We start from the raw sequence: 13,985 nt of genomic DNA on the forward strand, positions 1-13,985 counted from the left end.
GAAGGTTGGCGCAATTACCTGTAGGTACGAAGGCAAGTCGGTGTTTCAGTGTAGACCCTCACCCGCTACCCGGGGCGAGCATCAGGTTGGGCGCCAGGCGATGGAAACCCTCCCCGTCCAGGCGTATATCCAAGGCCAAGCTGGCCAGGTCGTCGGCCAGCGGCTCGGCCGCCGCATCGTTCTCCAGGTAGTTCTGCTTCAGATAGCTGTCGCAACCAGGGCAGCACTCGGCGCGCAGCGGCGCTTTGCCTGGTGCATGGCGATCATCCTCAAGGCTGGTGTAACGCAAGTCCTTGCTCGACTCGCAGTACACACACTTGACCCGCACCACATGCCACTCACAGGCACACAACGAACAGGCTAGGTAACGCAAGCCGTTGTGCTTTCCACGGTTGCGCACCACCCCGGCCATCGCCGGCGAACCGCAAGCCGGGCATTGGGCCAGGCTGCCGGCTGGCTTGAGCTGGTGTGCGGGCAGCGACAGCAACCAGCTGGACCAGGCCGCCTGCAACGCGGCCCCGAGGAACGGCACCAGTGCTGCGGGCACACCATCGTACTGGCCTGCCAACAAAGCAATGCCCCAGCCCTTGCGCTGATGGTCATCACTGCCTCGTAGCAGCCGCAGCGCCTCACCCAGCGGGCCACTGCTTTCGCCCTTGAGCTGCTCAAGCAGTGCCTGCAACCAGACCAGCCACGGCCCTTCACGCACCAGGCTGTCAGCCGCCAGCGGCGGCAAACCATGATCCATGCACAGGCGCTGACGTTCCTCGGCCACCGGCATGCCGCCGGGTGGGTTATCCACAAGCTGCTGCTGGATGCGGCATAAACGCGCGATCAGCGCCAGGTAGTCGGCAAGCGCGTTGCCTTCAGCCAGATGCTCCAGGCGCGCGGCGCGCAGTTCAAACAGATTGCCAGCAGGCAGGTGCAGAAATGGCGGCGTGACCGCCGACGCTTCGATCTGCCCGGGTTCAAGTATGATGCTCAAGCGCTCATCCTTTTTTTCGTCCGTGATCACCCGGCGTCTTTTCGCCGGTCACTTCGCGGTACCACAACTCATGATGCTTGCGTGCCCAGGCGCGGCTGACCCAGCCATGCAGCATGGCGCTGATCGAGCCCTTGATCCAGATGCCGGCGTAGATGTGCACGATGATGCCGAGAATCAGCACGAAGGCCGCCAGCGCATGCAACAGCGCAGACAAACGAATGGCATCGATGCCAAACCAATGGCTGAAGTATGCCCGCCAGATCACCACACCACTGACCAGCAGCACCAGCATGCACACCAGCAGGGTCCAGAACAGCAGCTTCTGCCCGGCATTGTACTTGCCGACCGGCGGCACACCCTCCTCCTCGTTGCGCATTACCCGGTCCACCCGGCGCAGCCACAGGCGGTCGTTGGCGGTGATGAAGTTGGCCCGCCAGAAGCGCAATACCAGGCCGAGGAAGAACACGAACATCGCTACCCCGATGAAGGGATGCAGAATGCGCGTCCACGGCCCGCCGCCGAACAGGTTGCTGAGCCAGAATAGCGCCGGATGGAACAGCGCAAGCCCCGACAGCCCAGCCAGGATGAACAGGATCGCCACCACCCAGTGGTTGCTACGCTCGTTGGCGTTGTAGCGCAGGATGGGTTTGTTGTCGTTCATGGCCGCTGCTCCCCTTGCCCACCGGGCTGCTTCGGATCATAGACATGGACCGACGGGTCCACTTGATGCACGCTTTCGTCCGGCGGTGTCGGGTGCTCATCCTCCTCGACACGCTGAGGGCCGATCCGCACATAGTGGAAGAACCCCGCCAGCACCGCAGCGCCCATGGCCAGCAGCGCCAGCGGCTTGGTGAAGCCCTTCCACAACCCCACCAACGGGCTGATCACTGGCTGGTCCGGCAGGCCGGCATACAGCTTCGGCGTGTCGGCATGGTGCAGCACGTACATCACGTGGGTGCCACCGACGCCGTCCGGGTCGTACAACCCGGCGTTGTCGTAGCCCCGCGACTTCAGATCGACGATGCGCTCGGCCGCATGCACTTTCATCTCGTCCTTGCTGCCGAACACGATCGCACCGGTCGGGCAGGTTTTCACGCACGCCGGCTCCAGCCCCACGCTCACGCGATCGGAACACAGGGTGCACTTGTACGCCTTGTGGTCTTTCTGCGAGATGCGCGGGATGTTGAACGGGCAGCCGGTGATGCAGTAGCCGCAGCCGATGCAGTGGTCCTGGTTGAAGTCGACGATACCGTTGGCGTGTTTGATGATCGCACCAGGGCTTGGGCAGGCCTTCAGGCAACCTGGGTCGGCACAGTGCATGCAACCATCCTTGCGGATCAGCCACTCCAGGTTACCGTCGTCGCGCTCATGCTCGGTAAAGCGCATCAGGGTCCAGGTCTCGGCAGTGAGGTCCTGGGGGTTGTCGTAGGTGCCGTGGTTGTGGCCAACCTCGTCACGCAGTTCATTCCACTCCGAGCACGCCACCTGGCAGGCCTTGCAACCGATGCACTTGGTAGTGTCAATCAGCTTGGCGACTTCCTGCTGTTGACGCACCGAGGGCGGGACGGTAGTGGTGGCCGAGCGGGCGATGATGTCTTGGCTGGCCATCAGAGTTTCTCCACTTTGACGAGGAACGACTTGGACTCTGGCGTCTGCGTGTTGCCATCACCGAGGAACGGCACCAAGGTATTGGTCAGGTAGCCATGCCGGGTAACGCCGGTGAAGCCCCAGTGCAGCGGGATGCCGATCTGGTGCACGGTCTGATTGTTGACCTGCAGCGGGCGAATCCGCTTGGTCACCACCGCCACCGCATCGATATGCCCACGCTTGCTCGATACCCGTACCCGGTCGCCGGCCTTGATGCCTTTCTCGTTGGCCAGCACCTCGCCGATCTCGACGAACTGCTCGGGCTGGGCAATGGCGTTGAGCCGGCAATGCTTGCTCCAGAAGTGGAAGTGCTCGGTCAGCCGGTAGGTGGTCGCCGCATAGGGGAACTCGTCGTGCGTGCCGAGGGTGTCCCACACGGAATCGAAGATGCGCCCGGCCGGGTTGCTGGTGGCCTTCTTGTTCTGCGGGTGCAGCGGGTTGATGCCGATCGGTGTTTCGAATGGCTCATAGTGCTCGGGGAACGGGCCTTCGGCCATCTTGTCGATGGCAAAGAAACGCGCCACGCCTTCAGGGTTCATGATGAACGGATTCATCCCAGCCTCGGGCGGCGAGTCGACCTTGAAGTCCGGTACGTCGGTGCCGGTCCACGCCTTGCCGCTCCACCACACCAGGCGCTTTTTCTCCGGGTCCCAAGGCTTGCCTTGCGGGTCGCTGGAGGCACGGTTGTAGAGGATGCGGCGGTTGGCCGGCCAGGCCCAGGCCCAGTTCTGTACCTGGTGCATGCCATACGGGTCGCTGTTGTCGCGGCGAGCCATCTGGTTGCCCTGTTCGGTCCAGCAGCCGGCGAAGATCCAGCAGCCAGACGCGGTGCTGCCATCGTCCTTGAGCTGGCCGAAGCCCGCCAGTTGCTGGCCCGCCTTGATCACCGCGCCAGTCGGGTCGGTGACATCGGCCACCGCCCAGCCGTTCATCTCCTTGGCCAACTCCTCCGGGGATGGCTCCTCAGGTACCTTGTACGGCCAACTGATGTTCATTATCGGGTCGGGGTAGGTGCCGCCCTCGGCCTGGTAGCGTTGGCGCAGGCGCAGGAACAACTCGCTCATGATGTGCACGTCGGTACGGGTCTCGCCCGGGCCGTCTGCGCCCTTCCAGTGCCATTGCAGCCAGCGGCTGCTGTTGACCAGCGACCCGTCTTCCTCGGCGAAGCAGGTAGTGGGCAAGCGGATCACTTCGGTCTGGATATTGGCCGTGTCGACGTCGTTGAACGGCCCGGCATTGCGCCAGAACTCCGATGTCTCGGTAGCTAGCGGGTCCATGACCACCAGCCACTTGAGCTTACTCAGCGCCGCGGTGACACGGTTCTTGTCCGGCAGCGCTGCAATCGGATTGAAACCTTGGCACATATAGCCGTTGACCTTGCCCTGGTCCATCATCTCGAACATGCGCAGCACGTCGTAGCCCGGCACGTCGAGCTTGGGTAGCCACTCGTAGCCCCAGTTGTTTTCTACCGTGGCGTTGGCCCCGTACCAGGCTTTCATCAGGCTGACGTGGAACTTGCCGTAGTTCTGCCAGTACGACAGCTGGCCCGGGCGCAGTGGCTTGGAGGCGCGCTTGTCGATGTAGGCGGCGTAATCCTGCTCGGCATCGCCGGGCAAGGTCAGGTAACCCGGCAGCAAGTTGGACAACAGGCCGAGGTCGGTCAGGCCCTGGATGTTGGAGTGTCCACGCAACGCGTTGACCCCGCCCCCCGGCATGCCGACGTTGCCCAGCAGCAACTGAACCATGGCCGCGCTACGAATGATCTGCGCGCCGATCGAATGCTGCGTCCAGCCGAGCGCATAGAGGATCGTCATGGTCTTGCCCGGTACCGAGCAGGAGGCGATCTCTTCCCAGACCTTCATCATGGCGTCCTGCGGCATGCCACAGGTCATGCTCGCCAGTTCCGGGGTATAGCGGCTGTAATGCTGCTTCATCAGCTGGAACACACAGCGAGGGTGCTGCAGTGTCGGGTCGACCTTGGCATAGCCGTCCTCGCCCAGCTCGTAACCCCAGCCGGACTTGTCGGCGTACACACGCTTGGCCTCGTCGTAGCCGCTGAACAGCCCGTCCTCGAAGCCGTAGTTCTCTTTGACGATGAACGACACGTCAGTGTAGTTGCGCACGTACTCGTGCTGGATCTTGTCTGTGCTAAGCAGATAGTTGATCAGCCCGCCCATGAAGGCGATGTCGGTACCAGTACGGATCGGTGCATAGTAATCCGCCACCGAAGCGGTACGGGTAAACCGCGGGTCGACCACAATCAGCCGCGCCTTGTTGTGCGCCTTGGCCTCGGTCACCCACTTGAAGCCGCACGGGTGCGCTTCTGCTGCGTTGCCACCCATCACCAGGACCAGATTCGCGTTGGCGATATCGGACCAGTGGTTGGTCATGGCGCCACGGCCGTACGTCGGGGCAAGACTTGCCACCGTCGGGCCATGTCAGACACGTGCCTGGTTATCGAACCCCAGCATGCCTGTTGCGCGGATGACCTTGTGGGTCAGGTAGCCAGCCTCGCTGGAAGCGGCGGAAGCGGCAAGAAAACCGGTGGAGAGCCAGCGGTTGACTGTTTGTCCTTGGGCGTTCTTTTCGATGAAGTTGGCATCGCGGTCCTGCTTCATCAGGTCGGCGACGCGGTCGAGCGCCTCGTCCCAGCTGACCCGCACCCATTCTTTGCTGCCCGGCTTGCGAACCTCGGGGTACTGCAGGCGGCTCGAGCTGTGGATAAAGTCCAGCAGGCCGGCGCCTTTCGGGCAGAGGGTGCCGCGGTTGACCGGGTGGTCGGCGTCCCCTTCGATATGAATGATGTTCTGTTTTACGTTTTTTCCCGCATCACCCTGGCTGTACATGATCAGGCCGCAGCCGACCGAACAGTAGGGGCAGGTGTTACGGGTTTCTTTGGTATGCGCCAGCTTGAAGTGACGCACCTGCTCGGCGAATGCCGGCGTCGGGGCCATGCCCAACGCTGCAAGGCTCGAGCCTCCAAGGCCGACGGCGGCGACCTTGAAGAACTGCCGACGGTTCAGGTCCATCGTGCACTCCTGATCAGGTGGTGGACGCACGGAACATTGCCGGCGCCTCTTGGTAGTCACGGTGGCGGCCAATTGATAGCCGCCAAAGGATAAGACTAGTCAAGAATCCAGAAGGTGCGATGACCTGAGTCAGTGGTACAGCACCGATCAGGTACGTGGCAGGTTGCGCACCACATTCAGCGCCGCACTGCTCTGCGCCACAGGCATGATCTCGATGGTGTTGATGTTTACATGCGCCGGCTGCTCGGCAACCCAGGCTACTGTTGCTGCAATGTCCTCCGGCAGGAGGGCCTCAACATCCCGATACAGGGCCTGCACGGCGTCTACGTCGCCATTCAGGCGCACCATCGAGAAGTCAGTGCCTGAGCACAGCCCCGGCTCGATGTTGCTCACCCGCACGCGGGTGCCGGCCAGGTCGGCACGCAGGTTGAGGCTGAACTGGCGGACGAACGCCTTGCTGGCGCCATACACGTTACCGCCGGGATAGGGGTAAGTGCCGGCGATCGAGCCGATGTTGATGATCATGCCGCTATCGGCTTCCACCATCTGCGGCAGAATCTTGTGGGTGACCATGGCCAGGCCGGTGATGTTGGTGTCGATCATCTGCTGCCAGTTTGCGGCACTGCTGGCTTGGGCACGGTCCACGCCCAGCGCCAGCCCCGCGTTGTTGACCAGCAGATCGATCTGCAGCGACGCCTCACGCATCTGCTCGACCGCCTTCTCGAGCGATACTGAATCAGTGACATCCAGCGCCAGCGGAATGAAATTGGCGCCCAGTTCAGCCTCCAGTGCTTTCAGTTTGTCCATGCGCCTGGCCCCACCGACCACGCGGTAGCCTTTGCCGATCAGGGTGCAGCAGATGGCGCGGCCAAAGCCTGAGGAAGCACCGGTTACAAATGCGGTTTTCATTCGTTATCTCCTATCAATGGGTCAGGTCAGGTACTTCACGCCCAGGCTGGTGAACAGGCAGAGCATCGAGAACACCAACACCTTGCGCACCACGTCGTTACCTTTACGCAAGGCCAGGGAACTGCCCAGGTGGTTACCGAGGATGTTGCAGGCCACAAGTGGCAATGCCAGCAGGTAAACGACCTTGCCTGCGCTGACGAAGGCGACCAACGCGCCGATGTTGGAAGCGAAGTTGAAGGTTTTGGAGTTGGCCGAACTGGAGACCAGGTCCATGCGCAACAGGTAATGGAAAGCGATGATGAACATGCTGCCGGTGCCGGGGCCGAAGAAGCCGTCATAGAAGCCGATGGCCAGGCAGGTCAGCGGGACCACGGTGAACAGCATGCGCGATGACAGTTCGCGCTCCTCGACCGGGCGGTCCTTGGGAGTAAGGAAAATGAGAATACCGAGCGGGATCAGTGCCAGGATGATCTTGCCCACAGTTTCCTGCGAGATCGATACGATCAGGTGAGCCCCCAGATAGGCGCCTAGCAGCGAAAACGGCACCCCGACCAACGCTACCTGCCAGACCATCTTGCTGTTGGCCAGGAAGTTTCGTATAGCCGCCAGTGTGCCGAGGGTACTGACCAGTTTTTCCTGACCCAGTGCCACCTGCGGCGGCATGCCAACCAACAGAAAGCCCGGTACCAGGAACAAACCACCACCACCGGCAATGCTGTCGACGAAACCTGCAACAAAGGCGATCGCGCCAAGCATGAGGATGGCCAGCAACCAGTGCTCCGCCCAGTAAGAACCCAAAATTTCCATAGCAATGTCCATCCAGTGGAGCGTTTAAGCCAGGCACAGCCCGAGTGCGGCTGGCCTGATCGGTGCGATGATTGTAATTTCAAAAATTGAATCGATTCAATCTAAAATAAAACCAACTCAATCCAACCAATTACTATCATTACCTGCATCAGAGCTTTCATGCTAGGCTTTCGCGCTCTTGCAGCGTCTGGTGCCATCTCCATGTGGGTCCCTCAATACAGCCATCAAACACAGCCGGTTTACCTGATGATCGCTGATGCCCTTGAACAGGACATCGAAAGTGGTCGGCTTGCAGAAGGCGATCGCTTACCCACACTCAAGGACCTCGCCGAGGCGCTGAACGTAACCCCCGGCACTGTTGGCAGGGCCTACGACGAAGCAGCCAAGCGCGGCTTGGTGGCGGGCGAGGTAGGCCGAGGCACATTTGTCAGGCAATTGCGACAGCCATTAACCGCCCCGTCGGTGCCCGCCCCTGTGGCCGGAGAGAGCAGCCAGATTGATCTCTCGATCATCAAACCCAACGACGCTCACATGAGCGAATGGCTAGGCACGGCTATCAGCGAACTGGCCGCCTCCTCGGACTTGGGGCAGGTACTCGACTATGTGACAGAGGGTGGCCACACGTCCCACAAACAAGCCGGTGCGACCTGGCTACAGCGCTGGCTGCCTGATGCGCGCTGGCAACAGGTAGTACTGACCGCTGGCGCCCAGCATGGGCTGCTGGTGGCCATCAGCAGCCTGTCGAAGAGTGACGATGTGGTGCTGTGCGAGTCGCTCTGCTACCCGGGCATCATATCCCTGGCCCACAGCATGGGCCGACGCCTGCGCGGCGTCGCCGTGGACGAACACGGGCTCATCCCGGAAGCATTACGCGCGGCCTGCCTGGAACACCGCCCTTCCCTGCTGGTGTGCGTCACCACGCACCAAAACCCGACCAACTCGATCATGCCCCCTGCAAGGCGTCAGGCTATTGCCGAGATCGCCCGTGAGTTCGACCTGTTCATCGTGGATGACGATATCTACGGTTTTCTCGAGCCCAGCCCAGACTACAAGCCGCTTGCAGCGTATGCGCCAGAGCGCTCGGTATACCTCACCAGCCTGTCCAAAAGCGTGCTGCCGGCGCTGCGCATCGGCTACCTGTACGCCCCGCCGCAAACCCTGTCACGGTTATCATCGATGGTACGCAGCAGCGTGTGGATGCCATCGCCATTGATGGCGCAACTGGCCAGTAACCTGATCAACAGCGGCAAGGCCGACCAGTTGGTGCGTATGCAGCAGGAAGAGGCGGCCGCGCGCCAGCACATGGCCAGGGAGATTCTTGGCCAATACAAGATCCGCATTCAGCCCCATAGCTTCCATATCTGGCTGGAGCTGCCAGAACCGTGGACCAGCGACGAGTTTGCCAACCTGGCGCGTGACAACGGCGTAACGGTGGTCAGCGGCAGCCAGTTTCTGCCAGAACGCAGCCACGCCACCAGCGGTGTGCGCATCGCCCTGATGGCACCCAGCCGCCAGGAACTGGCCTTTGCCCTGACCAAGCTGGCAAGCCTGCTGGATTCGCCTGAGCCGCGGTTGTTTTATTGAAAGCGATGTCAGATACGCGGTGCGGCCCATAAAAAAACCCGGGGCAACTGCCCCGGGTTTCTGGTCTTGCTGAACGCCTTACCGCTCTGATCAGAACGGAATATCGTCATCGAAGCTGTCGAAATCAGCAGCCGGTTGCGGCGCAGGCTGTTGCGGCGCTGGGCGCTGAGGGGCCTGTTGCGGGCGCTGGGCCTGCTGGCGTGGCGGTGCCTGGTTGTATTGCTGCTGCTGGCCGCCACCGTAATTGCCGCCACCCTGGTTGTACGGGTCACCGCCCTGCTGCTGGCCCTGCGGACGACCGCCGAGCAGCTGCATGGTGCCGTTGATGTCGACGATGATCTCGGTGGTGTAACGCTTGATGCCGTCTTTTTCCCACTCGCGGGTCTGCAGCTTGCCTTCGATGTAGCACTGCGAACCCTTGCGCAGGTATTCGCCAGCGATTTCGGCAACCTTGCCGAACAGCGACACACGGTGCCACTCAGTACGCTCGACCTTCTGGCCCGACTGCTTGTCAGTCCACTGCTCACTGGTGGCCAGGCTCAGGTTGGTCACGGCGTTACCGTTGGGCAGGTAGCGGACTTCGGGATCCTGGCCACAGGTACCGACCAGAATGACTTTGTTAACCCCACGGGCCATAACGTTCTCCTAGGCTTCGCACGCCGAAGAGGCTGGATTCACCAGTTGCTCCAGGGTCGCACGGTCCAAAATTTTCGTATCCAGTTTGATATAGATGGCGGCTTCTTCTGCCACCACCACAGCGTCGGTCACACCCGGCACGGCCATCAGGCGCTCGGTCAGGCCGGCTTCCCGGACCGCCTCAGGCGTCAGGGGCATGCGCAGGCTGGTCACATATGGCGGCTCGTTCATGCGCAAGGCAACGATCAGCCAGATAGCACACAGCGCCGCGCTACCGAGGAACACCGTGTCCAGCCCACCGTGCTGGAACAGCCAGCCACCAAGAATCCCGCCTAACGCTGCACCGAGGAACTGGCTCGTGGAATACACCCCCATTGCCGTCCCCTTGCCACCGGCAGGCGACACCTTGCTCACCAGAGAAGGCAGCGAAGCCTCCAGCAGGTTGAATGCGGTAAAGAATACCACGGTGCCAATCACCAGTCCGCGCAAACCGTCAGCCCACTCCCAGAAGTATATCTCTGTCAGCAGCAGGACACTGACCGCGCCGGCCAACACACGTTTCATCTTGCGCTTTTTTTCGCCGTAGATGATGAACGGGACCATTGCAAAAAATGAGATGAACAGCGCGGTCAGGTACACCCACCAGTGCTGCTCCTTGGGCAGGCCGCCACGCTCGACGAACGCCAGCGGCAGCGCAACGAAGCTGGCCATAAGGATGGCATGCAGGATGAAAATGCTTACATCCAGGCGCAGAAGGTCCGGATGGCGCAGGGTCGGGCCGATGGCCTGGCGCGCCACACCCGACTCGCGGTGCTGCAGGATGCTGTGGGTATTGGGCACGACAAAGGCGATCAACAGGATGCCTACCAGGGCAAGCCCAGCCGTGACCAGGAACAAACCTGACAAACCAAAGGCACTTGTCAGCAGTGGACCAACGACCATGGCGACAGCGAACGACAGGCCGATGCTCATGCCGATCATGGCCATGGCCTTGGTCCGGTGTTGTTCGCGGGTGAGGTCGGACAGCAGCGCCATGACCGCAGCAGAAATTGCCCCGGCGCCCTGCAGGATGCGCCCGGCAATCACGCCCCAGATAGAGTCGGCCTGGGCCGCCAACACGCTACCAAGGGCAAAGATCACCAACCCCAGATAAATCACCGGCCGGCGACCGATGCGGTCAGAAATCATCCCGAACGGGATCTGAAATACCGCCTGTGTAAGACCATAGGCACCAATGGCCAGGCCGATCAGCGCAGGCGTGGCGCCAGCCAGGTCCATGCCGTAGGTGGCCAGTACCGGCAAGACCATGAACATGCCCAGCATACGAAAGGCAAAGACCAGGGCAAGGCCGCCAGCGGCGCGGGTTTCGCCGCCACTCATGCGCTCGTTGTGGGTGTCGTGCATGGATTAACCTCGTGTGAACCGGCGGCGATTCTATCAGTCCGACAGCTTGACGGCATCTACGCGACGCTTTGCCGCGTACTGGCAGGGCGCCGTATACTTCCTTGTTTATGCCCGCCGAGCGAGGCCGTAGTGGACAAGATCCTGATTCGTGGGGCACGTACCCACAACCTGAAGAACATCGACCTGACCCTGCCCCGGGACAAGTTGATCGTGATCACCGGCCTGTCCGGTTCCGGCAAGTCGTCCCTGGCGTTCGATACCTTGTACGCCGAAGGCCAGCGCCGCTACGTGGAGTCGCTGTCGGCCTACGCCCGGCAGTTCCTGTCGATGATGGAAAAACCCGACGTCGACACCATCGAAGGCCTGTCGCCGGCGATTTCGATCGAGCAGAAATCGACCTCGCACAACCCGCGTTCCACGGTCGGCACCATCACCGAAATCTATGACTACCTGCGCCTGCTGTACGCCCGCGTCGGTACGCCACGCTGCCCGGACCACGATATTCCGCTGGAGGCGCAAACGATCAGCCAAATGGTCGACCTGGTGCTGGAAAACCCGGAAGGCAGCAAGCTGATGCTGCTCGCGCCGGTAGTGCGCGAGCGCAAAGGTGAGCATCTGGCAGTGTTTGACGAGCTGCGCGCCCAGGGCTTCGTGCGGGCCAGGGTCAACGGCAAACTCTACGAACTCGATGAGTTGCCCAAGCTGGATAAGCAGAAGAAGCACAGCATCGATGTGGTGGTGGACCGTTTCAAAGTCCGCGCCGACCTGCAACAGCGCCTGGCCGAATCGTTCGAGACCGCGTTGAAACTGGCCGATGGTATTGCCTTGGTGGCACCGATGGACGGCGAACAAGGCGAAGAGACGATCTTCTCCGCGCGCTTCGCCTGCCCGGTGTGCGGCCACGCGATCAGTGAGCTGGAACCGAAGCTGTTCTCCTTCAACAACCCGGCTGGCGCCTGCCCGACCTGCGACGGCCTGGGGGTCAAACAGTTCTTCGACACCAAACGCCTGGTCAACACCGAGCTCACCTTGGCCGAAGGCGCGATCCGCGGCTGGGACCGCCGTAACGTGTACTACTTCCAGATGCTTGGTTCGTTAGCCGCGCACTATGGCTTCAGCCTGGAAGAGCCTTTCGGCGAGCTGTCGGCCGAACACCAGAAGGTGATCCTGCAGGGCAGCGGCAAGCAGAGTGTCGACTTCAAGTACCTCAACGACCGAGGCGACATCGTCAAGCGATCGCACCCGTTCGAGGGCATTGTGCCGAACCTTGAGCGCCGCTACCGCGAAACCGAATCGGCCACGGTACGTGAAGAACTGGCCAAATTCCTTGGCACGCAACCATGCCCGGATTGCCGGGGTACGCGCCTGCGCCGCGAGGCGCGCCATGTGTGGGTGGGCGAGAAGACCCTGCCCGCAGTAACCAATATGCCGATCGGTGAAGCCAGCAACTACTTTGGCGAACTGACCCTTACTGGCCGCCGTGGCGAAATCGCGGCAAAAATCCTCAAGGAAATCTGCGAACGACTTCAGTTCTTGGTCAACGTCGGCCTCGACTACCTGACCCTGGATCGTAGTGCCGACACCCTGTCCGGTGGTGAAGCGCAACGTATCCGCCTGGCCAGCCAGATCGGCGCCGGTCTTGTGGGGGTGATGTACATCCTCGATGAACCGTCCATCGGCCTTCATCAACGCGACAACGACCGCCTGTTGGCCACCCTCAACCATTTGCGCGACCTGGGCAACACGGTGATCGTGGTGGAGCACGACGAGGACGCCATCCGGCTGGCCGACTACGTGGTCGACATCGGCCCTGGCGCTGGTGTGCACGGCGGGCAGATCGTCGCCGAGGGCTCGCCTCAGGAGGTCATGGACCACCCCGATTCGCTGACTGGCAAGTACCTGTCCGGGCGCAAGAAGATCGTTGTGCCGGCCAAGCGCACGCCGCGCAACAAGAAGCTGCAACTCAAGCTCAAGGGCGCACGTGGCAACAACCTGCAGAACGTCGACCTGGAAGTGCCGATCGGCCTGCTGACCTGCGTGACCGGTGTATCCGGTTCGGGTAAGTCGACGCTGATCAACAACACCCTTTACCCCTTGGCCGCCACCGCCCTCAATGGCGCAAGCAGCCTGGAAGCCGCGCCACACAGCAGCATGGACGGCCTGCAGCACCTGGACAAGGTGGTGGATATCGACCAGAGCCCGATCGGCCGCACCCCACGCTCCAACCCGGCGACCTACACCGGCATCTTCACGCCGATCCGCGAACTTTTCTCTGGTGTACCGGAGTCACGCTCGCGTGGTTATGGCCCGGGGCGTTTCTCGTTCAACGTCAAGGGTGGCCGTTGCGAGGCCTGCCAGGGCGATGGCCTGATCAAGGTGGAAATGCACTTCCTGCCGGACATCTACGTGCCGTGTGACGTGTGCAAGAGCAAGCGCTACAACCGCGAAACCCTGGAGATCAAGTACAAGGGCAAGAACATCCACGAGGTGCTGGAAATGACCATCGAGGATGCCCGAGAATTCTTCGATGCGGTGCCGGCGCTGGCGCGCAAGCTGCAAACGTTGATGGATGTGGGCCTGTCGTACATCAAACTGGGGCAGTCAGCGACCACGCTGTCAGGGGGTGAGGCACAGCGAGTGAAGCTGTCACGCGAACTGTCCAAGCGCGATACCGGCAAGACTTTGTACATCCTCGACGAACCTACCACCGGCCTGCACTTTGCCGATATCCAGCAACTGCTCGACGTATTGCATCGCCTGCGCGACCACGGCAATACCGTGGTGGTGATCGAGCATAATCTGGATGTGATCAAGACTGCCGACTGGCTGGTTGACCTGGGGCCAGAAGGTGGCTCCAAGGGTGGGCAGATCATTGCCTGCGGTACGCCAGAAGAGCTGAGCGAGATGAAGCAGTCATATACCGGCCATTACCTGAAACCATTGCTGGAGCGGGATCGGGCCTGAGTGTTGTCAGCGCAATGAAA

10 protein-coding genes are annotated in these 13,985 nt (G+C 61.5%); 2 read left to right on the plus strand and 8 right to left on the minus strand.

Annotated elements, in window-relative coordinates:
* Positions 1-58: 58 nt before the first annotated feature.
* The 6 genes from fdhE to INQ47_RS14860 form a co-directional block, all read right to left on the minus strand.
* Positions 59-985 carry a formate dehydrogenase accessory protein FdhE gene (gene fdhE, locus INQ47_RS14835; protein ID WP_404702004.1) on the minus strand — a complete coding sequence of 309 codons (927 nt, stop codon included), beginning with the start codon at positions 983-985 and terminating at the stop codon, positions 59-61.
* Between the two features lie 4 nt (positions 986-989).
* Positions 990-1,646: a formate dehydrogenase subunit gamma gene (locus INQ47_RS14840; protein ID WP_404702005.1), complete on the minus strand. Its 657-nt coding sequence runs from the start codon at positions 1,644-1,646 to the stop codon at positions 990-992.
* Complete coding sequence (fdxH, locus tag INQ47_RS14845; protein WP_021783903.1) at positions 1,643-2,593, minus strand: formate dehydrogenase subunit beta; 951 nt, start codon at positions 2,591-2,593, stop codon at positions 1,643-1,645. Before fdxH ends, INQ47_RS14840 begins: the two co-directional genes overlap by 4 nt.
* Positions 2,593-5,661 carry a formate dehydrogenase-N subunit alpha gene (fdnG, locus tag INQ47_RS14850; protein WP_392521023.1) on the minus strand — a complete coding sequence of 1,023 codons (3,069 nt, stop codon included), beginning with the start codon at positions 5,659-5,661 and terminating at the stop codon, positions 2,593-2,595. The genes fdxH and fdnG overlap by 1 nt, the downstream gene beginning before the upstream one ends.
* A gap of 147 nt (positions 5,662-5,808) precedes the next feature.
* Positions 5,809-6,570 carry an SDR family NAD(P)-dependent oxidoreductase gene (locus tag INQ47_RS14855; protein WP_021783900.1) on the minus strand — a complete coding sequence of 254 codons (762 nt, stop codon included), beginning with the start codon at positions 6,568-6,570 and terminating at the stop codon, positions 5,809-5,811.
* A gap of 21 nt (positions 6,571-6,591) precedes the next feature.
* Positions 6,592-7,377, minus strand: a complete 786-nt coding sequence (locus INQ47_RS14860) for a TSUP family transporter (RefSeq protein WP_021783899.1) — start codon at positions 7,375-7,377, stop codon at positions 6,592-6,594.
* Between the two features lie 201 nt (positions 7,378-7,578).
* On the opposite strand from INQ47_RS14860, the gene INQ47_RS14865 reads away from it, so the two are divergent.
* Entirely contained in the window at positions 7,579-8,961 is a 1,383-nt protein-coding gene (locus INQ47_RS14865) for a PLP-dependent aminotransferase family protein (RefSeq protein ID WP_176684328.1), read from the plus strand.
* 90 nt (positions 8,962-9,051) lie between these two features.
* Here the strand turns inward: INQ47_RS14865 and INQ47_RS14870 are convergent, their stop codons facing one another.
* Together INQ47_RS14870 and INQ47_RS14875 are read right to left on the minus strand one after the other, a co-directional pair.
* On the minus strand, positions 9,052-9,597 hold the full coding sequence (locus INQ47_RS14870) for a single-stranded DNA-binding protein (RefSeq protein WP_003255446.1): 546 nt from the start codon (positions 9,595-9,597) through the stop codon (positions 9,052-9,054).
* A 9-nt stretch (positions 9,598-9,606) separates the two neighbouring features.
* Positions 9,607-11,001: an MFS transporter gene (locus INQ47_RS14875; protein ID WP_252460333.1), complete on the minus strand. Its 1,395-nt coding sequence runs from the start codon at positions 10,999-11,001 to the stop codon at positions 9,607-9,609.
* A gap of 129 nt (positions 11,002-11,130) precedes the next feature.
* Between INQ47_RS14875 and uvrA the strand changes: the two genes are divergently transcribed.
* Positions 11,131-13,965: an excinuclease ABC subunit UvrA gene (uvrA, locus tag INQ47_RS14880; protein WP_252460332.1), complete on the plus strand. Its 2,835-nt coding sequence runs from the start codon at positions 11,131-11,133 to the stop codon at positions 13,963-13,965.
* The last annotated feature ends 20 nt before the right edge of the window (positions 13,966-13,985 follow it).

Source organism: Pseudomonas sp. 3HC3 (assembly GCF_044904505.1).
GTDB classification, from domain to species: domain Bacteria; phylum Pseudomonadota; class Gammaproteobacteria; order Pseudomonadales; family Pseudomonadaceae; genus Aquipseudomonas; species Aquipseudomonas putida_Y.